Raw genomic sequence first — 20,994 nt, 5'->3', positions numbered from 1 at the left:
CGGCCGATCGCGCATCCAGCGCAGGCAAAAGGCGTCCCTTGGACGCCGATCCAGGGTCCCGCGCGGTAGCCTCGGCGGGCCGGGCAACGGCCGACGCGGCCGACGCTCAGCGCCGGAGCGCGCGTTTGGGCTGGCAGAAGATGTCGTATAGGGCGGCGAGGATCACGCGCACATTATCGGTGGCGAGGCTGTAGTAGATCATCTGGCCCTCGCGCCGGGTCGCCACCAGGCCGTCGAGACGCAGCCGCGCGAGCTGCTGGGACACCGTGGCCTGGCGCTGCGACAGCAGCCCCTCAAGTTCGCTGACCGACTTCTCGCCCTCGGCGAGCAGGCACAGGATGACGAGCCGCGATTCATGGGCCAGCGCTTTGAGAAGCGCGGTGGCATCGCGGGCATTCGCCTGCATCATGTCCGGGTTGAGCGGGGGGACGATCGGCTTCAGCTTGGGCGATGCCATGGCATCCTCGGAAAACGTGGAAATCGTTGGCCGGTGTCGCGGCGCCGTCCGACCGTGCCGGCGCGAACGAAACATCAAAATATTCGAACGCGCAACGCAACGCCCGCCAACGTCGTTTCGATTTCGCGCGCCGGCCGCCGCGCCTATTCCGAAGCCGCGCGTTTCAACTTGCCGATCCCGAGGATGTCGAGCATAGCCTTCTCGTAGAACGGCTCGCTTTCGCCGCGCCGCATCTTGCGGATGAAGTATTTTTCGAACGCGATTTTGGCGTTGTGGACCCACGCGCCGGACGACGACCAGTTCACGTTGCGCGGCGGAATCTGCGGCTGTGCGACGAAGGCGACGCCGGAATCGCCGAAGTCGGCGAGGCAGACGGCGTTCCACGTGCCCTGGTGGGTCGGCTGCTCGCCGCGGAGGATCTGGCCGATGTTGCAGGCGGTCGCGCTCACCATCGATTCGATCATGAACCCGGTCTTCGGGATGCCGCAGGGCACCGGGGTCTGGCCGACCGGCGGAATGGCGACGCAGACGCCGACCGCGAACACGTTCGGATATTTCGGGTTGCGCTGGTGCTCGTCGATCAGCACGAACCCGCGCGGATTGACCAGGCCGTCGAGCCCGCGCAGCGCCGAGATGCCGCGGAAGGACGGCAGCATCATCGAGAACGCGAACGGCAGCTCGGTCTCGCGCTTGACCGAGCCGTCATCGGCGATCTCCTCGATCGTCATCTTGCCGGGCTCGACCTTTTTGACCCGCGAGTTGGTGACGAACTTGATGTGATGCTGGCGCATCTCGCCTTCGAGCAGGCCCTTGGTGTCGCCGACGCCGTCGAGGCCGAGGTGGCCGATATAGGGCTCGGCGGTCACGAACGTCATCGGCACCTTGTCGCGGATGCGGCGGCGGCGCAGCTCGGTGTCGAGGATGAAGGTGAACTCGTAGGCCGGGCCGAAACACGAGGCGCCCTGCACCGCGCCGGTGATGATCGGGCCGGGGCTCTTGCAGAACTCCTCGAACTTGGCCGCCGCGTCGGTGGCGTGGTCGACGTGACAGATCGACGTGGTGTAGCCGTCCGGGCCGAGCCCGTCGATCTCGTCGAACGCCAGCTCCGGGCCAGTGGCGATGACCAGAAAGTCGTACGAGACCGAGCTGCCGTCGGCGAGCTCGACGCGATTGTCGTCGGGGTGCACCCGGCTCGCCGGCACCGGCCGGAACTCGATGCCGCGCCTGGCGAACACCGGCGCGAGATCGACTTCGACCGACTCCCGCGTGCGCCATTTGACGGCGACCCACGGATTCGACGGAACGAAATGATAGACCGGATCCTTGGTGATGACGGTCAGGCTGTCGCCCTTCCGCATCTGATCCTTCATTTCGTAGGCCATGATGACGCCGCCGAGGCCGGCGCCGAGGATGACGATTTTTGCCACCGCGTTTCTCCCAGTCTTCCCTTTAGGCACCGGGTCGGCGTTGTCGCCTTGTGTTGTGATCCCGGTCCGCAACGCTCCGGCTGGAGCATGTGTTCGATTATGGCGTGCAACAACTCCTGCCTCAAGCCATCGGGTGGCGCGAGACCACCTCATGCGGTTTCCGGGTGATCACGGCGTGATCGGTGGAAACCGCCTCGCCGAAAAACTCCTGATCGGAAGGGAATTTTTTGGCGACAGAACGACGAAATTCCGGCTCGATCGGTCGGGATGTCGTGCCACCCAACGCGATCAATTGAACTCCCAAGCGGCACCGATGCGCCGCTTGGCCGTACGTGTCACGGGCGGCCGGCCGATGATGTCGGCACCCAAGACACTATATTATTCACACATTCATATTTGACTATTATGCGCAAGGCGAAGTTTCGCAAAGTTCGGAAAATGCGCCGGTTCGGGATGGTGCGCTGCAAGATTCCGCGACCGGAAGACTGTCGCGTCCTCCAAGATCGGCGCTCGGACGATTCCCGGCGCGGTCACCGCGGCCGACCGGCGGTCGCCGGATCGGGGTGCGCCGCAGCGACGGGACCCGCGGCGGCCTCGTGGCTGACGCCCTGGCGCTCCAGAATGGCGAGCACGGTGTCGTTCTCGATACGCAGATCGTCGGTGAAGCCGGCGGCGAGGCACTGCATCGGCACGTTCGACTTCAGGCACGACAGCTCGATGCGGCGTATGTCGCTGCGTCGCGCCTCGTCGATCATCGCGACCATCAGGCGGGAGCCGATGCCGTGGCGCCGCCAGCAGCCCTCGACGCTGAACGCGCCTTCGCCCGAGCGGGTGACCTCGTCGCTCAGCATCAGTTCGCAGGCGCCGCGAACCTCGTCGTCGACGACGTAGCCGATGACGATCCGGCCGTCCGCCAGCGCGGCGCCGGCGTGGAGGGCGACGTGGAAATCCGACACCTCGGCGAAGAAGCGGAGCTCGCGCGCCGCCTGGTCGAGGCGCAGCAGGTGCTCGCAATAGCGGTCGGCGTCGGATGCCCCGAGGCGGACGATCGAGCCGCTGACGTCGGCGGATGAAACCATAGCCGGGAACTCCCGTTGGAGCATTCTCCGCAAAAGCGGTTGCCGGTTCTGCGAAGGAGAATGCGATAACTCGAAGGCTTGGCGCGGCCGCACGGTTCAATCGGATCGGCGGACGCGCCAGGGCGGTTGTGCGTTGCAGCGAACGGTGACGAGAGCGGGGCGGGCCAGTATCGGCCACCATATCAAGAAAATGCAATATAGGAACGTTCGGATATGCTAGCGGCTCGAAACCGCCCGCTAGCAGCGGTGAGCGTCGCGGCGATGGCGGCGGGCCGCTGGGCGCGTGCCAAGGCGCCGTCGCCGCGCTACACTGCCACCATGGGCACATCGATCCTCATCCGCCCGATGGAGCGGCCCGAGCTCGACCTCGCCGTCGACTGGGCGGCCGCCGAGGGCTGGAATCCCGGCCTTGCGGACGCCGAGGCGTTCTATCCGGCCGATCCCGGCGGCTTCCTGCTCGCGCAATACGCCGGGACGCCGGTCGCCTGCATGTCGGCGGTCAGGTACGGCGACGGTTTCGGCTTTGTCGGCTTCTACATTGCCCATCCCGCGATGCGGGGGCGGGGCTTTGGCAAAGCGGTGTGGCAGGCCGGCATGGCGCGGCTCGCGGGCCGCACCGTTGGCCTTGATGGCGTGGTGGCGCAGCAGGACAGCTACCGCAAGTCCGGCTTTCGGCTGGCGTGGCGGAACGTGCGGTTCGAAGGCGTGCTGCCGCCGCTGCCGCGTGCAGCGGGTGTCGCGATCGCCGACGCCGCAACAGTGCCGTTCGAGCGCATCGCGGCGTTCGACCGCCGCTTTTTTCCCGCCGCGCGGCACGTCTTCCTGGCGCGCTGGCTGACGCTGCCGGGCCACCGTGCGAAGGTGGCGTTGCGCGCTGGCGCGCTGGCGGGCCTCGCGGTGGCACGGCCTTGCCGGCGCGGCACCAAGGTCGGCCCGCTTTATGCGGAGGATGCCGGCTGCGCCCTGGCGCTGCTGGCGGGTCTCAACGGCCCGCCGCTGCCGGAGCCGGTGATCCTCGACGTGCCACAGATCAATCCAGCGGCGGTGGCGCTGGTGGAAAGCCTCGGTTTCGAGCCGGCGTTCGAGACCGCGCGCATGTATGCCGGCCGTGCGCCGGACACCGACCTCGGCGGGCTGTTCGGAGTGACGACGTTCGAGCTCGGTTGAGCGCGAGGCGCGACGGCTGGTCTAAACAGAAACCGTGCACGCTGCGCGCCACGGCGCCGTGCCGTCCGACGTCCCGGACAAGCGGCGAAGCCGCGCGATCGGACCCATGATCCGCGAGGCTTGCCGTCGCCCGCATCGCCGCTAGCTGCGCGGCATCGCTCGCGCTGCCGCTGCCGGAAACGTCGCGGATCATGGTTCGGAGTCTCAGCTTCGCTTCGCCCGGAACGACCGGCGGTTTCATCCCCGGCGGGTCGGTTCTTCCGGTGGCCAACCGATACGACATCTCGCCGATCAGTCCGGAGTTTCGCCGTCCGTCGCCGGAAAATCCCGGTCCGATCAGGAATTTTCCGGCGAGGTTGTTTCCGGGATCGACGTGATCATCCGGAGGCCGGATCAGTCGACCGCCGCGTGCCTGATTTCGTCGTCGGTGAACCGCTGCTGCTCCTCCATCACCATCCGCGACAGTTCTCGCTTCAGCTCGTTGAAATCGCCGAGGCTGGTGTCGCGCGGCCTGGGCAGGGTGACCGGCACAATGGTCTTGATGGTGCCGGGCCGGTACGTCATCACCACGATGCGGTCGGCGAGATAGATCGACTCCTCGATCGAATGGGTGACGAAGATGACGGTCTTGCGGTCCTCCTGCCAGATCCGCAGCAGCTCGTCCTGCAAGGTGCGGCGGGTGAGGGCGTCGAGCGCGCCGAACGGCTCGTCCATCAGCAGGATCGGCGAGTCGAGCGCCAGGATGCGGGCGATCGCCACGCGCTGGCGCATTCCGCCGGAGAGGTCCTTGGGGTAGCGGTCGCGGAAATCCGACAGCGACAGCTTCTCCATCAACAGGGCGGTGCGCCGCTCGATGTCCGCCCTGTCGGCGCCCTTGATCTCCAGGCCGAAGGCGATGTTCTTCGCCACCGTCATCCACGGGAACAGCGCGTATTCCTGGAACACCATGCCGCGATCCGGCCCCGGTTCACGAACCGGCACGCCGTCGACGGTGATGCGCCCGGCGCTGGGCGGGCTGAAGCCGGCGATGGCATTGAGCAGGGTGGATTTGCCGCAGCCCGACGGCCCGAGCAGGCAGATGAACTCGCCGGTTCGGATCGACAGGTCGATGCCGCGCAGCGCCACCACCTCCTGGCCGGAGGTGCTGAAGCGCTTGTCGACGCCGTCGATGACGATCTGCGTGGTCGGGAACTTGATGGTGGGAGCGAGGGTGGCGTGGGTCGTGGTCATCTCGTTCCTCCCGTCAGTGTTCAAGGCCGCGGTGCCAGCGCAGCAGCCGCGCATTGAGCTGGCTCATGCCGGTATCGATCGCCAGCCCGAGCAGGCCGATGGTGAGCATTCCGGCGATGATCTTGTCGGACCAGAAGTACTCGCGCGCCTCCAGGATGCGAAAGCCGAGGCCGCTGTTGACCGCGATCATTTCGGCGACGATCACCACGATGAAGGCGGTGCCGATGCCGATGCGGGCGCCGGTGAGAATGTACGGCGTCGCCGCCGGCAGCATCACCCGCCAGAACAGGGTGAAAGGACCGGCGCCGAGGTTGCGCGCGGCGCGGACATAGATGCCGTCGACATTGCGCACGCCGGCGATGGTGTTCATGAGAACGGGGAAGAACGCGCCGATGGTGATCAGAAACACCGCCGGCGGATTGCCGAGGCCGAACCACAGGATCGCCACCGGAATGTAGGCGATGGGCGGGATCGGCCGCAGCATCTGCACCGTCGGGTTGACCAGCCGGTAGATGCGGTCGGACGCTCCCATCAGCATGCCGAGCGGCAGCGCCAGCGCGCAGCCGATCAGGAAGCCCAGCAGCACGCGGTAGAGGCTGGCGACGGCGTCGGAGAGCAGTTCGCCCGACACCGCCCACGCCAGCCAGCTCGACTGGGCTGGGTCGTAGGGTTCGGCCGGGGCGAGATAGGCCCACCATCGCACCACCACGTCTAGCGGGCCGGCGAGCAGGTTGTGGTTGACGAGGCCGCTGGCGGCGATGATCTGCCACAGGGTCACGCCGATCACCGGCACGATCGCGCCGGTGGCCATGGCCTTCAGCGAGTTGCGGGTCATCGCCGGCCTCACTTCTTCAACGACGCTTTGGCTTTTTCGAGCAGGTCGACTTTCACCCACTCGGCGGCGACCGGCGGCTTGGCCATGCGGCCGACCCCGGTCTCCTGCATCATGCGGGTGACGGTATCGACCTGATCCACCGTGAGGTCGTAGGTGAAGGCGGCATTGTTCATGGCGTCGCGGAAGTCCTCGGCGCTGATCTGCCCCTTGAACATCGAGGTGCGGACGTAGGTTTCCGCAAGCGCGGGATCGGCGATGAAGGCGCTGGTAGCCTCGACGAACGCCATCAGCGTGCGCAGCGCGACGTCGGGTTTCTCGGTGTAGAATTTTTCCGACATCACCAGCGCGCGCATCGGCTCGCCCATCGGGGTATCGTAGGGCTTGATTACTTCGGTCGCGAGATTTCGGTTGAGCAACTGCGAGGCGTAGGGCTCGGATTGGGAGATGACGTCGAGGTTCCCCGCTGCCAGCGCCTGGTTGAGGTCGGGATAGACCATGTAAAGGACCTGGACGTCCTTGCCGGGCTTGTCCGACCATGTGAGGCCGTGCTGGCGCAACTCGGCGATCAGCAGCAGCTCCTGCGGGCCGCCGCGGGTCACGCCCACCTTCTTGCCCTTGAGGTCCGCGATCGACGTGATGCCGAGGCCCGGTCGGGCGACGATGCGCGCGCCGCCGCGAGCGAAGCCGGCCACCGCAAAGATCGGCACGCCGCCGGCGCGCCCGGCGATGGCAGCCTCCAACGCGCTGGCGCCGATGTCGATCTCGCCGGCGATGATCGCCGGCTGGATGTCGAGCCCTTTCGCGAACACCCGCTCTTCGATCTTGAGGCCGTATTTCGGGCCGATCTCCTTCATGTACGACACCGCGCCGTAGTGGGCGAACTTCAGGTTGCCCAATCGCACGACGTCCTCGGCCTTGGCCGGCACGCTGGCGAGCAGGCCGAGCGCGACCAGGAACGCATGACGAAACAGCTTCATCGCAGTGGTCCTCCCTCAAGATCGCAAGGTCGGCCGCCGGAGTCGGCGGTCGCCGGGCGTATTGTTGGCCGCGCGCGATGCGCGTAGCGTTCGCAAAAAATCTAGCAAAGGGTGTGCCAAGACAGATAAGTATGGCAACTATCCGAAATCACATGCTTGGCCTTCGCCATGCGGTCGCATATCGGCGGAAACTTGCCGATGCCGGGCCGTCAGATCAGCGGTTTTCCGCCGATCGCTGGTGGCGGTGGCGGTCGATGGCGTAGCGGGCCATCTTCTCGTTGAGGGTGCGGCGCGGCAGGCCGAGCAGGCGCATCACCTCCGCGACCTCGCCCTTGGCCCGGACGAAGGCGGCCTCGATCACCGCCTTCTCGAACGCGGCGACCTGGGCCTGCAGGCTGGCGTCGACGCCGGCGGCGGGCGGGGCGGCCGCCAGCGAGACGCCGAGCCCGAGTGCGAAGCGCTCGGCGGCGTTGCGCAGCTCGCGCACATTGCCCGGCCAGTCGTGCGCCATCAGGTCGTGCAGTTGGACCTCGGCGAGCGAGCGCGGCTCGCGGCCGTGCGCCAGCGCGGCGCGGTGGGCGTAGCTCTCGAACAGCAGCGGGATGTCCTCCTTGCGCTCGCGCAGCGGCGGCAGGCGGATTTCCGCGACGTTCAGGCGGTAATAGAGGTCCTCGCGGAAGCCGCCGTCGCGGGCGGCGTCGCGCAGATCGAGCTTGGCGGCGGTTACGGTGCGGACGTCGACCGGCACCACCCGGTTGGCGCCGAGCGGCTCGACGCAGCGCTCCTGCAGCGCGCGCAGCACCTTGGCCTGCAGGTGCAGCGCCATGCTCTCGATCTCGTCGAGGAACAGGGTGCCGCCATCGGCGAATTCGAACTTGCCGACCCGGCGCTGGATCGCGCCGGTGAAGGCGCCGGCCTCGTGCCCGAAGAACTCCGCCTCGAACATCGCCTCCGGAATGGCGGCGCAGTTGACGGCGACGAAGCGCTTCTCGCTGCGGCCGCTGACGTCGTGCAGGCAGCGCGCCACCAGCTCCTTGCCGCTGCCGGTTTCCCCGACGATCACCACGTTGAGGCCGGTGCCGGCGAGGTCGACGATGTCGGCGCGAATCTTCTCCATCGCCGCCGAGGTGCCGATCAGCCGCGTCGCCAGATCGTGGCGCGAGGAGGTGCGCAGGCGGCGGTTCTCGCCGACCAGACGGCGCTTCTCGCAGGCGCGGGCGACGCTTTCGGCCAGCCGCTCCGGCACGAACGGCTTTTCGAGGAAATCGTAGGCGCCAAGTCGCATCGCCTCGACCGCCAGCGGCACGTCGCCATGGCCGGTGACCAGGATCACCGGCAGGTCGGGGTCGCGCTGCGTCACCACGCCGAGCAGATCGAGCCCGTCGCGGCCGGGCATCTTGACGTCGGAGATGACGACGCCGTCGAACTCGCGGCTGATCTTCGCCAGCACCGCCTCGACGCTGGCGAACGTGCTCACCTGAAAGCCGGCGAGCGTCAGCCACTGGCTCACCGCCAGCCGCATCGCCCCCTCGTCGTCGACGAACAGCACCCGGCCGCGTTCGGTCATGTCGCCTCGCCCGGTTGGCCGGCGAGCGGCAGGCGGATGATGAAGGCCGCCCCGCCGCCGGCTGCGATGTTCTCGGCGTGGATCGTCCCGCCCATGTCGCGGATGATACCGTAGGAGAGCGACAGGCCGAGGCCCAGCCCTTCGCCGACCGACTTGGTGGTGAAGAACGGCTCGAACAGGCGGTCCATCACCGCCGGGTCGATGCCCGGCCCGGAATCGGCGATGCGGGTCACGCACCAGCCCGCCTCGGCGGCGAGGTGGATTGCCAGCCGGCGGCGCGGCGAGCCCTGCATGGCGTCGAGGGCGTTGCGGATCAGATTGACGAAGACCTGCTCCAGACGCAGCAGATCCCCAGCCAGCGGCGCCGGATCCAGCGCCAGCTCGACGTCGACCCCGGCCGCCCGGATCTGGCCGTCGAGCAGGAACAGGGCGCGCTGGAGCGCCTGGGAGAGATCGACCGTCTGGAACAGGATCGGGCTCTTGCGGGCGAACACCTTGAGATGCTGGGTGATTTTGGCGATCCGCTCCGCCAGTTCGTTCATCATGCAAAAATTGGCCGACAGGCTGGCCTGGTCGCCGCGCTCGGCGAAGATGCGGGTGCTCGCCAAAAAAGTGCGCAGCGCCGTCAGCGGCTGATTGATTTCGTGCGCCATGGCCGCCGACATCTGGCCGAGCGCCGCCATCTTGCCGGCGTGAATCAGCTCGTCCTGGGTGGCGCGCAGATGGCGCTCGGTCTTCTCGCGTTCGGCCACCTCTGCGCGCAGCGCGGCGGTGCGGATCTCGACCGTGCGCTCGAGATCGTCGCGGGCCTGCCGCAGCGCCGCTTCGACCGCGGCCTGGGCATCGGCACGTGCGCGGATGCCGAGCCGACGCTGGCGCAGATAGAGCAGGAACAGCACGGCCACCGCCCATCCAGACCCGGCCATTGCGGTGGTGGCGCGCGCCTTGTCGGAAATGGTGTCCCAGCCGGTGAGGTAATGGATCTGCCAGTTCTCGCCCGGCACCGGCTGGCGTTGGGCGAGGAAGGCGCGTTCGCCGAGCATGAGGCGCCGCGCCCCCTCGCCGAGCGCGCCGAGGTCGACGAGGCTCATTTCGCGGATCTGCCGGACACCGTAGCGCCGGGCGATCGCCAGCCGTGCCGCCGTGGCGTCGTCGATTCTTGCCTCGATAGTGTACTGCCACGCCGGCACGCTGGCGAGGATGGCGACGCCGTTGTGGTCGGTGACATAGACGTGTTCGCCGGCCAGCGCCCAATCGTGCTCCAGCCCTTCGAGGTCGACCTTGACCACCGCAGCGCCGAGGAAGGTGCCGGCGCCGTCGCGGATCGCTGCAGCTAGGAAATAGCCGGGCTGGCGGGTGGTCAGCCCCACCCCGAAGAAGCGACCGGCGCCGAGCGCGCGGGCGTCGGTGAAATAGGGGCGGAACCCGTAGTTCTGCCCGACATAGGACAGCGGCGAGTTCCAGTTGCTGGCGGCAATGGTCTCGCCGTCGGGCGCCATGACGTAAAGGTTCGCCGACCGGGCGGCGACGTTGATCTTCTCCAGCCGGACATTGGCGGTCGCAACCGCCTCGGGCGAGCGGTGGCTCAACACCCGGCGAAATTCCGGGTCCATCGCCAGGATGGTGGGCAGGTAGGAATAGCGGTCAATCGCGGTGCGGATGGTGGCAGAGTAGAGCCGGAGGCGTTGGGCGCCGCGGGTGCGGGCGTCCTCGATCGCTGCGGTGCGAGCCCAATCATAGGCGAACACCATCACCGCCACCCCGGCCAGGGCGCCAAGGCTGGCCCACAGCCAGGTCCGGCGCAGCGACGCGGGCAGAAGGGGACGACGCGGGGCAACCATGATCGCAGCCAGCCTTACACCCAGCGCCCGTCGCAGGTGTGGCGGGCGACGAGGTCGAGCAGGAGGTCGTTGACCGCTCGGGCGGCAATGGATAGCGGTCGGCTGGCGGCGTGCGCCAGCGAGATGGTGCGCTCGACGCTGGGGCGCACCACTGGCACGATGGCAAGCCGAGTGACGATTGCGCCGTGGCCGGCGTAGCGTGGCGACAACAGGGTGTAGCCGACGCCGTCGGCGACCAGCGTCTTGATCTGGTCGAGCGAGTCGAGCTCGACGATGACGTTGGGCGGGCGGCGGCGGCGCATGGCGACCCGCTCGACCTCCGCCCGCACCCCGTGCGGCAGGCCCGGCAGGATCAGCGGCAGGTCGAGTACACCGTCGAGGTCGATTTCGGTCCGGCCGCGCGTCAGTGCGTCGTCGCACGGGCCGACCAGGCACAGGCTTTCGCGGGCGAGGAACCGCACGCTGAGCCCGGGCGGCGGCGCCTCGCCAAACACTACCGCGAGATCGAGTTCCCCGCTCAGCACCCAGTCCTGCATATGGCCCGACAGTGCCTCGACCACCCGCAGCCGCACCTCGGGACAGCGCTCGCGCACCAGCTTGACCAGCGGCACGGTGAGGATTGGCCCGAGCGACGTCGGCACCCCGATCACTGCCGGGCCGGTCGGCACCGCCTCCAGCCCGCGCACCTCGTCAGCAAGGCGGTGGATGGTCTCCAGCACCTCCTGGGCACGCTGGGCGAGGCGCTGGCCGCTCTCGGTCGGCACCACGCCGCGGCTGGTCCGCAGCACCAGCTGGCAGCCGAACTCCTCCTCCATCCGCTTGAGATGGAGGCTGAGCGCTGGCTGGGCGACGTGCAGTGTCTCGGCGGCGCGCGACAGCGAGCCCTGCTCCACAATGCTGATGAAATAGCGCAGCTGGCGGGTGTCGACCATCGGGCCTCGGAATGTGCGATGCCGCGATATAAGGGAACGTTATCGCGCATATACACAAGATATTTTTTGCATGAGGGCCCGGCTCAGGCACTGTGCGCGAACACCCGCCGGCGGCGGGGCAACAATATCCGGGAGGCGACGCCGTGCAGACGTTCCGCTGGGACGATCCTTTCCTTCTCGACGAGCAACTGACCGAGGACGAGCGGCTGATCGCCGCCTCGGCGCGAGCCTATTGCCAGGACAAGCTGCAGCCGCGGGTGCTGACCGCCTATCGCGAGGAGCGGTTCGACCGCGAGATCATGTCTGAAATGGGTGCGCTCGGCATGCTGGGGCCGACCCTGCCGGAGGCCTATGGCGGCGCCGGGGTCAGCCACGTTGCCTATGGCCTGATCGCCCGCGAGGTCGAGCGGGTGGATTCCGGCTACCGCTCGGCGATGAGCGTGCAGTCCTCGCTGGTGATGCATCCGATCTATGCCTATGGCAGCGAGGAGCAGAAAATCCGCTGGCTGCCGCGGCTGGCGAAGGGCGAGATCGTCGGCTGTTTCGGCCTCACTGAGCCCGACTCCGGTTCCGATCCCGGCAGCATGCGCACCGTTGCGCGCAAGGTCGACGGCGGCTACCAGCTGAGCGGCCAGAAGATGTGGATCACCAACAGCCCGATAGCCGACATTGCTGTGGTCTGGGCCAAGTCGGAGGCCCACGACGGCAAGATCAAGGGCTTCGTGGTCGAGCGCGGCACGCGCGGTTTCTCCACCCCGAAGATCGAGGGCAAGCTCAGCCTGCGCGCTTCGGTCACCGGCGAGGTGGTGCTCGACGAGGCGTTCGTGCCCGAGGAAAATCTGCTGCCGGGCGCGACGGGGCTCGGCGGGCCGTTCGGCTGCCTCAACAAGGCGCGATTCGGCATTGCCTGGGGCGTGGTCGGCGCCGCCGAATTCTGCTGGCACGCCGCGCGCCAGTACACCCTCGACCGCAAGCAGTTCGGCCGGCCGCTGGCGGCGACACAACTGATCCAGCTGAAACTCGCCAACATGCAGACCGAGATCACGCTGGCGCTGCAGGCGGCGCTGCGGGTGGGCCGAATGATGGACGAAGGCACCTGGGCGCCGGAGGGGGTATCGCTGATCAAACGCAACAACTGCGTCAAGGCGCTCGATATTGCCCGCGTCGCCCGCGACATGCACGGCGGCAACGGCATCGCCGACGAGTTCCACGTCATCCGCCACATGGTCAATCTGGAGACGGTCAACACCTACGAGGGCACCCAGGACGTCCACGCCCTGATCCTCGGCCGGGCCCAGACCGGGCTACAGGCGTTCTCGGCATAAAGCGGAGGCGGGGATGACCGGGGCGCTGTCGCATCTTCGTGTTCTCGACCTCAGCCGGGTGCTGGCCGGTCCCTGGGCAAGCCAAATGCTGGCCGACCTCGGGGCCGAGGTCATCAAAATCGAGAGACCGGGCGAGGGCGACGACACCCGCCACTGGGGGCCACCGTTCCTGTGCGATGCCGCAGGCAACGACACCGGCGAGAGCGCCTATTTCATCGCCGCCAACCGCGGCAAGCAGTCGCTTGCCGTCGACTTCACCCATCCCGAGGGGCAGGCGCTGATCCGCAGGCTGGCGGCGCAGTGCGACGTGGTGCTGGAGAACTTCAAGGTCGGTGGCCTTGCCAAATATGGCCTCGACTATCCGTCCTTGCGCGCGGTGCGGCCGAACCTGGTCTATTGCTCGATCACTGGCTTCGGTCAGGACGGCCCGCTGGCGAGCCGTGCCGGCTACGACTTCCTGGTCCAGGGCATGGGCGGGCTGATGAGCCTGACCGGGGACGCCGACGGCGAACCGATGAAGGTGGGGGTGGCGCTCGCCGATGTGTTCACCGGGCTCTACGCCACGGTGGCGGTGCTGGCCGCGCTGGCCCATCGCGATCGCACCGGCCAGGGCCAGCACATCGACCTTGCGTTGCTCGACGTCCAGATCGCGGTGCTGGCCAACCAGGCCAGTAGCTATCTGGTGGGCGGCGTTGTGCCGAAGCGCATGGGCAATGCCCATCCCAGCATCGTACCCTACCAGGCGTTTGCCACCCGCGATGGCCATGTCATCCTCGCCGTCGGCAATGACGGCCAGTTCCGACGCTTCTGCGCCACCGCCGGCTGCATGGAACTCGCCGACGACTCGCGCTTCGCGACCAATGTCGAGCGGGTGCGCAACCGCGACGACCTGGTCGCGCGGCTGCGATTGGTGATGGCCACCCGCACCACCCCGGATTGGATCGCCGCGCTGGAAGCGGCCGGCGTACCGTGCGGCCCGATCAACCGCCTCGACCAGGTGTTCGAGAACGAGCAGGTGCGCCATCGCGGCCTTGCCGCCACCATCCCGCATCCGCTGGCGGGCGAGGTCAAGGTCGTGGCCAATCCCATCCGGCTGTCGGAAACGCCGGTGTCCTATCGCCGGTCGCCGCCGCTGCTCGGCGCCGACACTGAGGCGCTGTTGAGCGGACTGCTTGGTCTCGGCCCCGACGAGATCGCCGATCTCAAGGCCCGTGGCGTCATCGACGGCACAGTGTGCTCGGCAACGCCGGCGCGCTGACGCGCGGCTGACGGTGAAGGGCGGCTGACAGTGAAGGTGCGTGGGGCGATGCTCTCTCTTTTTCGCCGCCTTGAAGAATGAAATGGCTGCGCTGCGCCAGCTGGAAGCACGAGTCTCCCTCTGCGCACCAAAGCCCTCCGCGGCTACCGCCAAATGAGCCGTGGCGCAATGTCTTCCGAAATGGGCGGCACGGTCGTGACGTCTCGAATGTCTAGACTGCGCAATCTCGGCGACGCTGTGGACGCTGCTGAAGGTTGGCGACCATGTCGTCATCGACAAGGTGCGCTACGGCAACTCGCACAAGCTGTTCGCCGCCGGCCTCAGCCGCTTCGGCGTTGTCGCGCTGGGCTCTTTCTTCGCAGGCACGGTGCCGACGGCGTTGATCGCGGTGCTGGTGTCGCCGGAGAAGATCGGCCTCGGCCTCACCGTGTTCGTGTCGATCGAGAGCGGCGACCACTCCAAGGAATGGCTGGAGACCTTTGCCAGTGCCATCGTCGCGATCCCGGAGGTGATGGACGTCTACCGCATGGCCGGCGACGTCGATTACATGCTGCGGGTGGTGGTGGCGGACATGGCGGCCTATGACGAGTTCTACAAGCGCCTGATCAGCGTCGTGCCGCTGAAGAACGTCACCTCGCGGTTTGCGATGGAGCGCATCAAGGCCACCACCGCATTGCCGGTGCCGCCGGCGACGAAGAACCCACGCGACAGGAGCGCTCCCTGACATTTCGAAGCCATGCCTCGGCAGCGCTGCGGAGAGCGCGCTCGGCAGTGCCGGCGCGGCGAGGCGCCGCAGCGATCGTGGCGTCTGACGGCCGGAGAATTTCGTATCTGTGACTGCGACGTCCGGTAGAACGGAAACCTAAGCAGGCGCAGCAAAATGGCATGGCGTTTTCTTGACGAAACCAGTGCGCTGCGGCTCGATGGTGCAGTATTGCGGCCCGATCAGGTTCGCAACCGGAGTCTGCTTGCCGAACATCCCCGTTTCGAGCGAGGATTTTCGACAACGTCGTTTCCGGGAATTTGATGCGATTTTCCGCAAAGCGTGTGTACGAACTCGTTGCCGTGGGAGCGGTGTGATGCAAATGACGCCGAGACCGTTCGTCGCGACGGTGCGATCCTTGCCGACGGGCGACGATGTGCTGTGGCCCGCGGTACGGGAGGAAGCCGAAGCGGTGCTGCGTGCCTCGCCGGAGCTTGGCGGGCTGGTCGTTCCGACGGTCTTTCACGCCACCTCGGTCGAGGATGCGGCGGCGCGGCGGGTGTCGGGGCGGCTCGCCGGACCGTCCTTGCCCGATCGGCTGCTCTATGACGCCTTCAGCGAGGCGTTTGCTGCCGATCCGGCGATCGGTCAGGCGGTGCGCGCCGACCTCAGGGCCGTTTTGGATCGCGACCCGGCGACGACGCGGGCGATCGAGCCGCTGCTCTATTTCAAGGGCTTTCACGCCATCCAGACCCACCGTCTGGCGCATTGGCTGTGGCGTAGCGGCCGGCGCGACTTTGCGCTTTATCTGCAGAGCCGGTCGTCCGAGGTGTTCCAGACCGACATCCACCCGGCGGTGCCGATGGGCGAGGGCATCTTTCTCGACCACGCCACTGGCCTTGTGGTCGGCGCCACCGCGGTGATCGAGGATCACGTTTCGATTCTGCAGGGCGTCACGCTCGGCGGTACCGGTAAGCAGACCGGCGACCGCCACCCCAAGATCCGACGCGGCGTCTTGATCGGAGCCGGCGCCAAAATCCTCGGCAATATCGAGATCGGCCGCTGCGCCCGCGTCGCCGCCGGCTCGGTGGTGCTGCGCCCGGTGCCGGCCAACACCACGGTGGCGGGCGTGCCGGCGCGGCCGGTGGGGCCGGCTGGGTGTCCCGATCCGGCGTCGGCCATGGACCAGACCCTCGACCGCGACGCCTACGACGCCTTCGATTACGTGATTTAGAGCACCTTCCGCAAAGGCGAGCCGATTTTTCGGTCGATAATCTCGGCAGCGTAGGAGCTTACGGCTCCCACTCGGCTTTGCCGGATTGGCGGATGCCCGAGCCGGGCGCCGACATGGTAGTGCCCGTTCCGGCTGCAGGATGGTTGACTTGGGCTCGCGGCGGGGGGCACATTCCCGGCGTCGTGGTTCTGCGAGCCTGATGGCCCGGAGCTAAGAGGGAATCCGGCGCGCCGAATCTCCGGAAGGAATCGGCAAATCCGGGGCTGCCCCCGCAACTGTGAGCGGCGAGCCGACGTCCACGTCGAGTCACTGGGGTAACGAACCCTGGGAAGACCGGACGAAGGCTGAGACCCGCGAGCCAGGAGACCTGCCGCGACATCATATCGTCCCTGGGCGGGGTGTCCCGGTGGTGCGCTTGCGAGTCCCGCGCGTTCCGCCGGTGGTTTCTCCTGCATGCGCCCGCTCGGCCCAGTCCTGAATTCGAGGGGTTGCGCCGAAAATGACAGCTCGCGTTGCCCGATATCGGCTGGCCGGGAACGAATCGCGCCCAGCGCGCGGTGCTCCCGGTGAAGCGTGCGCATCGGCGCGGGTTCCGCGTGGCGGGCTTTCCGCCGATGGCGGCGGCGACAGCCGGCGCTGGTGCCCGAACCGGCCGTTCGGGCCGGCACGGCTCAGATCCCAACGCAGGAACTCAAGCGCTCCGTGGACGGGGCCGGGCACGGCCATTCGCGGCGCAGCGTGCGGCCGGCGGCCTGCGATCCGGCGGCCGCCGTAAAACGAGCGAAGGTTACGCGGCTGTTTTTTTGCTGTTTCCGTTCGGTACGTCCGTATTCAGGGCCGGCGGCACGTTGATCTGCGCCGCTGGGGTGTTGTTTTATTTTAATGTAGTTTGCCGGCGCGCTGAAAGGCGCGCTGAAAATTGTGGCGGCGCTGTCGACATCCTCGAGTTTATTGGCTACGTTGAGATGTGGTTCCCGCTCCGGCGACTCCGGACGGGATGAAAAGGGAACGCGGTGCGTCGCGCTTGCGCGGCAAATCCGAGGCTGCCCCCGCAACTGTAAGCGGTGAAGATCGCCGAGAACGACCACTGGCCCGGACGGGCTGGGAAGGTTCGGCGACCTGATGACCCGTGAGCCAGGAGACCTGCCACACCCGCTCATACGCGAGCGGACTGTCGTCGGACGCCGGGGTGAGCGTCGTGCAGCACCACGGGCGCTGATCGTCCGTGTGCGCCGCTGATCTCCCAAGCGTCTCCTTTCGGTGCAAGGGCCGCGACGCGGCCCGCGTTGGGGGACTTTTATCGTGAAGGTTTTGAAAGCCGCATTGGCGGCGACTGCGCTGGCGACATGCGCCGCGACTCCCGCCAAGGCCCATTTTCAGCTCGTCTATACGCCGGAGGTCAATCTCGAGAAGGCCGGCGAGATTCCGCTGCTGCTGGCATTCTGGCATCCGTTCGCCAACGGTCACGCCATGGACATGGGCAAGCCGCTGGAGTTCTTCGTCATCCACAAGGGTGAGAAGACGGACCTTCTTGCCAAGCTCTCCCCGATCAGCTTTCGCGGCGCCGAAAATGCTGCGGCTGGCTTCGAGGCCAAGGTGCCGGTGCGGCGGCTCGGCGACTACATCTTCGTGCTGGTGCCGGCGCCCTACCTGGAAAAGAGCGAAGGCAAGTTCATCCAGCAGATCACCAAATCGTTCGTGAACCAGGGCGGTGTGCCGGGCGGTTGGAACGAGCCGGTCGGACTCGCCACCGAAATCGTGCCGCTCAACAAGCCGACCAATATCCTCGCCGGCTCCACGTTTTCCGGCGTGGTGTTGTCAGAGGGCAAGCCGGTCGCCGGCGCGGAAATCGAGATCGAATACCTCGCGGCCGAGCCCGACATCGCCGCCCGCAAACCGGGCAAGGCGAAGGCATCGCCGCCCCCCGGCGGCGCGGTGGTCGCCATTACCGACGCCAACGGCGTGTTCACCTTCGGCCTCCCGAAGGCCGGCTTCTGGGGCTTCGCCGCGCTCGGCAGCGGCTCGGCCAAGCAGCACGACGGCAAGCCGCTGTCGCAAGACGCGGTGCTGTGGGTGCGTGCCTACGACGTGAAATGAGGCGGAGCGGGATGGCGCGGTCGGCCCCTGCCATCCCGCACGACTTAAAACGCTGACACGGTTTTCGCGCCGCCACGGGTGGGCGAGGCTCGATATTACGGCCTGAGAGGGTGGTCACATGCATATCGTCGATGGCGCATTGTCGATGCCCGTCGTGGCAGCCGGCACCGCGCTCGCAGTGGTCGGAGTAGGGATCGGTTTGCGGCAGATGCCGACCGACAAGATTCCGGCTGCCGGGGTGCTCAGCGCGACGTTCTTCGTCGCCTCGCTCGTCCACGTTCCGATCGGGCCATCGAGCGTCCACCTCATCCTCAACGGCCTTGCCGGGCTGGTGCTGGGCTGGGCGGCCTTTCCGGCTTTGTTCGTCGGGCTGTTGCTGCAGGCGGTGTTCTTCGGCTTCGGCGGTCTGACCGTGCTCGGCGTCAACACCCTCAACATCGCGCTGCCGGCGGTGCTGGTGTTCTACCTTTGCCGGCCGGGCATTGTCGCCGGCTCGCCGGCCGTGGCGGCGATCTGGGGCGCGGTCGGTGGCGCGCTGGCGATCGCGTTCACCACGCTCGCCGTCGGCATCGCGCTCGCCGCCTCTGGCGACGAGTTCATCCCGGCCGCCAAGCTCGTGTTCTTTGCGCACCTTCCGGTGATGGCCATCGAGGCGTTGCTGACCGGCGCGGCGGTGCTGCTGGCGCGGCGGGTCAAGCCGGAACTGTTCTCATCCCCGGCGACCGTCCGATAGGATCGCGATCATGCACAACATTGCAGCAACCCTCGTTCTGGCGCTGTCGCTGGCGCTCAGCAGCCACGCGCCGGCGCTGGCGCACAAGGTGGTGGCCGGCGTCTATGCCAGCGGCGAGCGCATCGAAGGCGAGATCGGCTTCTCCGATGGCGAGCCAGCCAGGAATGTGCTGGTCGAGGTGTTCGGCGAGGACGGCGCCAAGCTCGGCGAGGTTCGCACCAAGCAGGACGGCACGTTCGTGTTCGAGCCGCAGGCTGCGGTCACTCACATCTTCCGCGCCGACCTCGGCGCCGGCCATGTCGCCGAGATCCGGCTTGAGAAGGCCGAGTTGCCGGCGTCGCTGGCGAAGGGCGGAAGTCGCATATCCGAACCGACAGGCTCGCCGGCGGCTGTCGAAGCTCAGAATGCTGCGATCTCGAGCGCGGTCACGCCGGCGACGGCCGATGCTGCGGCGTTGAGCGAAGTCGAGCGCAGCGAGCTTGCCGAGTTGATCCGTAACGAAATCCGTCCGCTGCGGCGCGAACTCATCGCCTACAAGGAAAAGAACGATCTCCAGACCATTCTCGGCGGCATCGGCTACATCGTCGGGCTGTTCGGGCTATGGTTCTTCGTTGCGGCCCGCCGCCGCCCACGAGCGCCGTGATGGGGCGCGTCGTGAGGTCCGCCGCCACCGTGGGCTTGCTCGATCCTGCGATCGGCCATGGGCCGATCGCGCGTCGTGATGCGCGGCTGCGCATTGTCGCGGTGGCGGCGTTCGCCATCGTGGTTGTGGTGCTGGCGCGTCTTGACGTGCTGGCGCTCGCTCTGGCCGGCGCGGTCGTGGCGATGCTGCTGGCGCGGTTGCCGGTCGGTCGCACCCTTCGCCGTGTGGTGGCGATGGATAGCTTCATCGTGGTGATGATCGCGATGCTGCCGTTTACCGTGCCCGGCACGCCGGCGTTCGAGCTGGTCGGCTTTGCCGCATCATGGGAGGGTCTGGGCCGGGCTGCCACCATCGCGCTCAAGGCCAATGCCGTGGTGATGATGGCGATGGCGCTGTTGTCGACGTTGGAGCCGACCGTGCTGGCGCGTGCGCTGCGTGGCCTCAACATGCCGGAACGGCTGGTGCACCTGCTGTTGTTCACCGTGCGCTATGTCGATGTGCTCGATCAGGAGTACCAAAGGCTGCGCACCGCCATGCGCGCGCGCGGCTTTCGGCCGACCAATTCGCGGCACACCTATGTCAGCTTCGGCTATCTGATCGGCATGATGCTGGTGCGGGCGCTGGAGCGCTCCGAGCGGATCTTGAATGCCATGCGCTGCCGCGGCTTTTCCGGCCGGCTGTCGCTCGAAACGGGCGGGAATTTGACGGCGGGCGACGTTGCGTTCGCGGCCGTGTTTTCCGGTCTGACACTCGGTCTCATCGTGCTGGAGGCTTGCGGTGGCGTTGTTGCTTGAGGCGCGGAACCTCTCGTTCGCCTATCCCGGCCAGCCGGAGGTGCTGAGCGGCGCCGATCTTGCGCTCGCCACCGGTGAGCGTTTGTGCCTGGAAGGCGCCAATGGCGCCGGCAAGAGCACGCTGCTGCAGATCCTGGTCGGCCTCCTGCTGCCGCAGGTCGGAACCGTGGTCGCGTTCGGGCGCGAGCGCCGTGCCGAACGCGATTTCCACGAGGTTCGCTGCCGCGCCGGGCTGGTGTTTCAGGACCCCGACGACCAGTTGTTCTGTCCCACCGTGGCCGAGGACGTCGCCTTCGGTCCGCTGAACACTGGCCACAGCCGGGGTGAGGCCGCCGCCATCGTCGCGCGTGTCCTCGACGAGTTGCGGCTGTCACACCTTCGCGACCGTGTCACCCATAAGCTGTCCGGCGGCGAGAAGCGGCTGGTCACGCTTGCGGCAGTGCTCGCGATGGAGCCACAGGTGCTGCTGCTCGACGAGCCGACCAACGCCCTCGACGAGCCGACCCGCGAGCGCCTGATTGGCATCCTCCATGGGCTGCCGCAGGCCATGATCATCGTTTCCCATGACCCGCTGTTTCGCCGCAGCGTGGCAACCCGCAGCGTCCGCCTGATAGAGGGGCGCGTCCAGGCCGTCGATGACGGCCAAAGAGATATCGCGCACGGTCCGCGTATCGCCCGGCAAAGCTAGGAGCCCC

20 protein-coding genes and 2 riboswitches are annotated in these 20,994 nt (G+C 67.3%); of the genes, 10 read left to right on the top strand and 10 right to left on the bottom strand.

Going from position 1 to position 20,994, the window contains the following annotated elements:
• Positions 1-106 precede the first annotated feature (106 nt).
• The 4 genes from BVIR_RS10370 to BVIR_RS10360 form a co-directional block, all read right to left on the bottom strand.
• Positions 107-457, bottom strand: a complete 351-nt coding sequence (locus BVIR_RS10370) for an ArsR/SmtB family transcription factor (protein ID WP_055037597.1) — start codon at positions 455-457, stop codon at positions 107-109.
• Positions 458-600: 143 nt separating this feature from the next.
• The gene (locus tag BVIR_RS10365; protein ID WP_055037596.1) at positions 601-1,884 is read right to left on the bottom strand and encodes an NAD(P)/FAD-dependent oxidoreductase; all 1,284 of its coding nucleotides are present in this window, start codon (positions 1,882-1,884) and stop codon (positions 601-603) included.
• A gap of 121 nt (positions 1,885-2,005) precedes the next feature.
• Positions 2,006-2,176, bottom strand: coding sequence for a hypothetical protein (locus BVIR_RS16870; RefSeq protein WP_156331039.1), 171 nt, complete (start codon positions 2,174-2,176; stop codon positions 2,006-2,008).
• A gap of 238 nt (positions 2,177-2,414) precedes the next feature.
• Entirely contained in the window at positions 2,415-2,963 is a 549-nt protein-coding gene (locus BVIR_RS10360; protein ID WP_082416982.1) for a GNAT family N-acetyltransferase, read from the bottom strand.
• Between the two features lie 213 nt (positions 2,964-3,176).
• Here BVIR_RS10360 and BVIR_RS10355 point away from each other — a divergent pair, with 213 nt between their 5' ends.
• Positions 3,177-4,130 (top strand): GNAT family N-acetyltransferase, encoded by a 954-nt coding sequence (locus BVIR_RS10355; protein WP_236823592.1) that lies wholly within the window; start codon positions 3,177-3,179, stop codon positions 4,128-4,130.
• Between the two features lie 393 nt (positions 4,131-4,523).
• Here BVIR_RS10355 and BVIR_RS10350 read toward each other — a convergent pair whose 3' ends face one another.
• The 6 genes from BVIR_RS10350 to BVIR_RS10325 form a co-directional block, all read right to left on the bottom strand.
• A complete protein-coding gene (locus BVIR_RS10350; RefSeq protein WP_055037595.1) occupies positions 4,524-5,360 on the bottom strand; it encodes an ABC transporter ATP-binding protein in 837 nt (278 codons plus the stop codon).
• Between the two features lie 13 nt (positions 5,361-5,373).
• On the bottom strand, positions 5,374-6,195 hold the full coding sequence (locus tag BVIR_RS10345) for an ABC transporter permease (RefSeq protein WP_055037594.1): 822 nt from the start codon (positions 6,193-6,195) through the stop codon (positions 5,374-5,376).
• Between the two features lie 8 nt (positions 6,196-6,203).
• On the bottom strand, positions 6,204-7,172 hold the full coding sequence (locus BVIR_RS10340) for an ABC transporter substrate-binding protein (protein ID WP_055037593.1): 969 nt from the start codon (positions 7,170-7,172) through the stop codon (positions 6,204-6,206).
• Between the two features lie 214 nt (positions 7,173-7,386).
• A complete protein-coding gene (locus tag BVIR_RS10335) occupies positions 7,387-8,739 on the bottom strand; it encodes a sigma-54-dependent transcriptional regulator (protein ID WP_055037592.1) in 1,353 nt (450 codons plus the stop codon).
• Positions 8,736-10,580: a sensor histidine kinase gene (locus BVIR_RS10330; protein ID WP_055037591.1), complete on the bottom strand. Its 1,845-nt coding sequence runs from the start codon at positions 10,578-10,580 to the stop codon at positions 8,736-8,738. The genes BVIR_RS10335 and BVIR_RS10330 overlap by 4 nt, the downstream gene beginning before the upstream one ends.
• A gap of 14 nt (positions 10,581-10,594) precedes the next feature.
• Positions 10,595-11,512 (bottom strand): LysR family transcriptional regulator, encoded by a 918-nt coding sequence (locus BVIR_RS10325; protein WP_055037590.1) that lies wholly within the window; start codon positions 11,510-11,512, stop codon positions 10,595-10,597.
• Positions 11,513-11,655: 143 nt separating this feature from the next.
• Here BVIR_RS10325 and BVIR_RS10320 point away from each other — a divergent pair, with 143 nt between their 5' ends.
• The 9 genes from BVIR_RS10320 to BVIR_RS10280 all read left to right on the top strand — a co-directional run bounded on the left by BVIR_RS10320 (position 11,656) and on the right by BVIR_RS10280 (position 20,987).
• Entirely contained in the window at positions 11,656-12,837 is a 1,182-nt protein-coding gene (locus BVIR_RS10320; RefSeq protein WP_055038818.1) for an acyl-CoA dehydrogenase, read from the top strand.
• A gap of 13 nt (positions 12,838-12,850) precedes the next feature.
• Positions 12,851-14,095 (top strand): CaiB/BaiF CoA transferase family protein, encoded by a 1,245-nt coding sequence (locus tag BVIR_RS10315; RefSeq protein ID WP_055037589.1) that lies wholly within the window; start codon positions 12,851-12,853, stop codon positions 14,093-14,095.
• 280 nt (positions 14,096-14,375) lie between these two features.
• A complete protein-coding gene (locus BVIR_RS10310) occupies positions 14,376-14,819 on the top strand; it encodes an Lrp/AsnC family transcriptional regulator (RefSeq protein ID WP_236823591.1) in 444 nt (147 codons plus the stop codon).
• 355 nt (positions 14,820-15,174) lie between these two features.
• Positions 15,175-16,032: a serine O-acetyltransferase gene (cysE, locus tag BVIR_RS10305; RefSeq protein ID WP_055037588.1), complete on the top strand. Its 858-nt coding sequence runs from the start codon at positions 15,175-15,177 to the stop codon at positions 16,030-16,032.
• Positions 16,033-16,198: 166 nt separating this feature from the next.
• Positions 16,199-16,421, top strand: a riboswitch (cobalamin riboswitch).
• Positions 16,422-16,983: 562 nt separating this feature from the next.
• Positions 16,984-17,197: riboswitch (cobalamin riboswitch) on the top strand.
• 137 nt (positions 17,198-17,334) lie between these two features.
• Positions 17,335-18,129, top strand: coding sequence for a DUF4198 domain-containing protein (locus tag BVIR_RS10300; protein WP_055037587.1), 795 nt, complete (start codon positions 17,335-17,337; stop codon positions 18,127-18,129).
• A 118-nt stretch (positions 18,130-18,247) separates the two neighbouring features.
• Entirely contained in the window at positions 18,248-18,862 is a 615-nt protein-coding gene (gene cbiM, locus BVIR_RS10295) for a cobalt transporter CbiM (RefSeq protein WP_055037586.1), read from the top strand.
• A 10-nt stretch (positions 18,863-18,872) separates the two neighbouring features.
• Positions 18,873-19,505: a hypothetical protein gene (locus BVIR_RS10290; RefSeq protein ID WP_055037585.1), complete on the top strand. Its 633-nt coding sequence runs from the start codon at positions 18,873-18,875 to the stop codon at positions 19,503-19,505.
• A complete protein-coding gene (cbiQ, locus tag BVIR_RS10285) occupies positions 19,505-20,299 on the top strand; it encodes a cobalt ECF transporter T component CbiQ (protein ID WP_055037584.1) in 795 nt (264 codons plus the stop codon). The genes BVIR_RS10290 and cbiQ overlap by 1 nt, the downstream gene beginning before the upstream one ends.
• Positions 20,283-20,987, top strand: a complete 705-nt coding sequence (locus BVIR_RS10280; RefSeq protein ID WP_055037583.1) for an energy-coupling factor ABC transporter ATP-binding protein — start codon at positions 20,283-20,285, stop codon at positions 20,985-20,987. The genes cbiQ and BVIR_RS10280 overlap by 17 nt, the downstream gene beginning before the upstream one ends.
• Positions 20,988-20,994: the final 7 nt, after the last annotated feature.

The organism is Blastochloris viridis (genome assembly GCF_001402875.1).
Lineage (GTDB): Bacteria > Pseudomonadota > Alphaproteobacteria > Rhizobiales > Xanthobacteraceae > Blastochloris > Blastochloris viridis.
The sequence above is the reverse complement of the archived record's forward strand: the minus strand, read 5'-3'. Positions and strand labels throughout refer to the sequence as shown.

Coding starts and splice junctions, on each gene's coding strand:
- BVIR_RS10330 (WP_055037591.1), bottom strand. CDS start 10,580: ATGGTTGCCCCGCGTCGTCCCCTTCTGCCCGCGTCGCTGCGCCGGACC.
- BVIR_RS10315 (WP_055037589.1), top strand. CDS start 12,851: ATGACCGGGGCGCTGTCGCATCTTCGTGTTCTCGACCTCAGCCGGGTG.
- cbiQ (WP_055037584.1), top strand. CDS start 19,505: ATGGGGCGCGTCGTGAGGTCCGCCGCCACCGTGGGCTTGCTCGATCCT.
- BVIR_RS10335 (WP_055037592.1), bottom strand. CDS start 8,739: ATGACCGAACGCGGCCGGGTGCTGTTCGTCGACGACGAGGGGGCGATG.
- BVIR_RS10370 (WP_055037597.1), bottom strand. CDS start 457: ATGGCATCGCCCAAGCTGAAGCCGATCGTCCCCCCGCTCAACCCGGAC.
- BVIR_RS10355 (WP_236823592.1), top strand. CDS start 3,177: ATGCTAGCGGCTCGAAACCGCCCGCTAGCAGCGGTGAGCGTCGCGGCG.
- BVIR_RS10290 (WP_055037585.1), top strand. CDS start 18,873: ATGCACAACATTGCAGCAACCCTCGTTCTGGCGCTGTCGCTGGCGCTC.
- BVIR_RS10360 (WP_082416982.1), bottom strand. CDS start 2,963: ATGGTTTCATCCGCCGACGTCAGCGGCTCGATCGTCCGCCTCGGGGCA.
- BVIR_RS10340 (WP_055037593.1), bottom strand. CDS start 7,172: ATGAAGCTGTTTCGTCATGCGTTCCTGGTCGCGCTCGGCCTGCTCGCC.
- BVIR_RS10350 (WP_055037595.1), bottom strand. CDS start 5,360: ATGACCACGACCCACGCCACCCTCGCTCCCACCATCAAGTTCCCGACC.
- cysE (WP_055037588.1), top strand. CDS start 15,175: ATGCAAATGACGCCGAGACCGTTCGTCGCGACGGTGCGATCCTTGCCG.
- cbiM (WP_055037586.1), top strand. CDS start 18,248: ATGCATATCGTCGATGGCGCATTGTCGATGCCCGTCGTGGCAGCCGGC.
- BVIR_RS10325 (WP_055037590.1), bottom strand. CDS start 11,512: ATGGTCGACACCCGCCAGCTGCGCTATTTCATCAGCATTGTGGAGCAG.
- BVIR_RS10345 (WP_055037594.1), bottom strand. CDS start 6,195: ATGACCCGCAACTCGCTGAAGGCCATGGCCACCGGCGCGATCGTGCCG.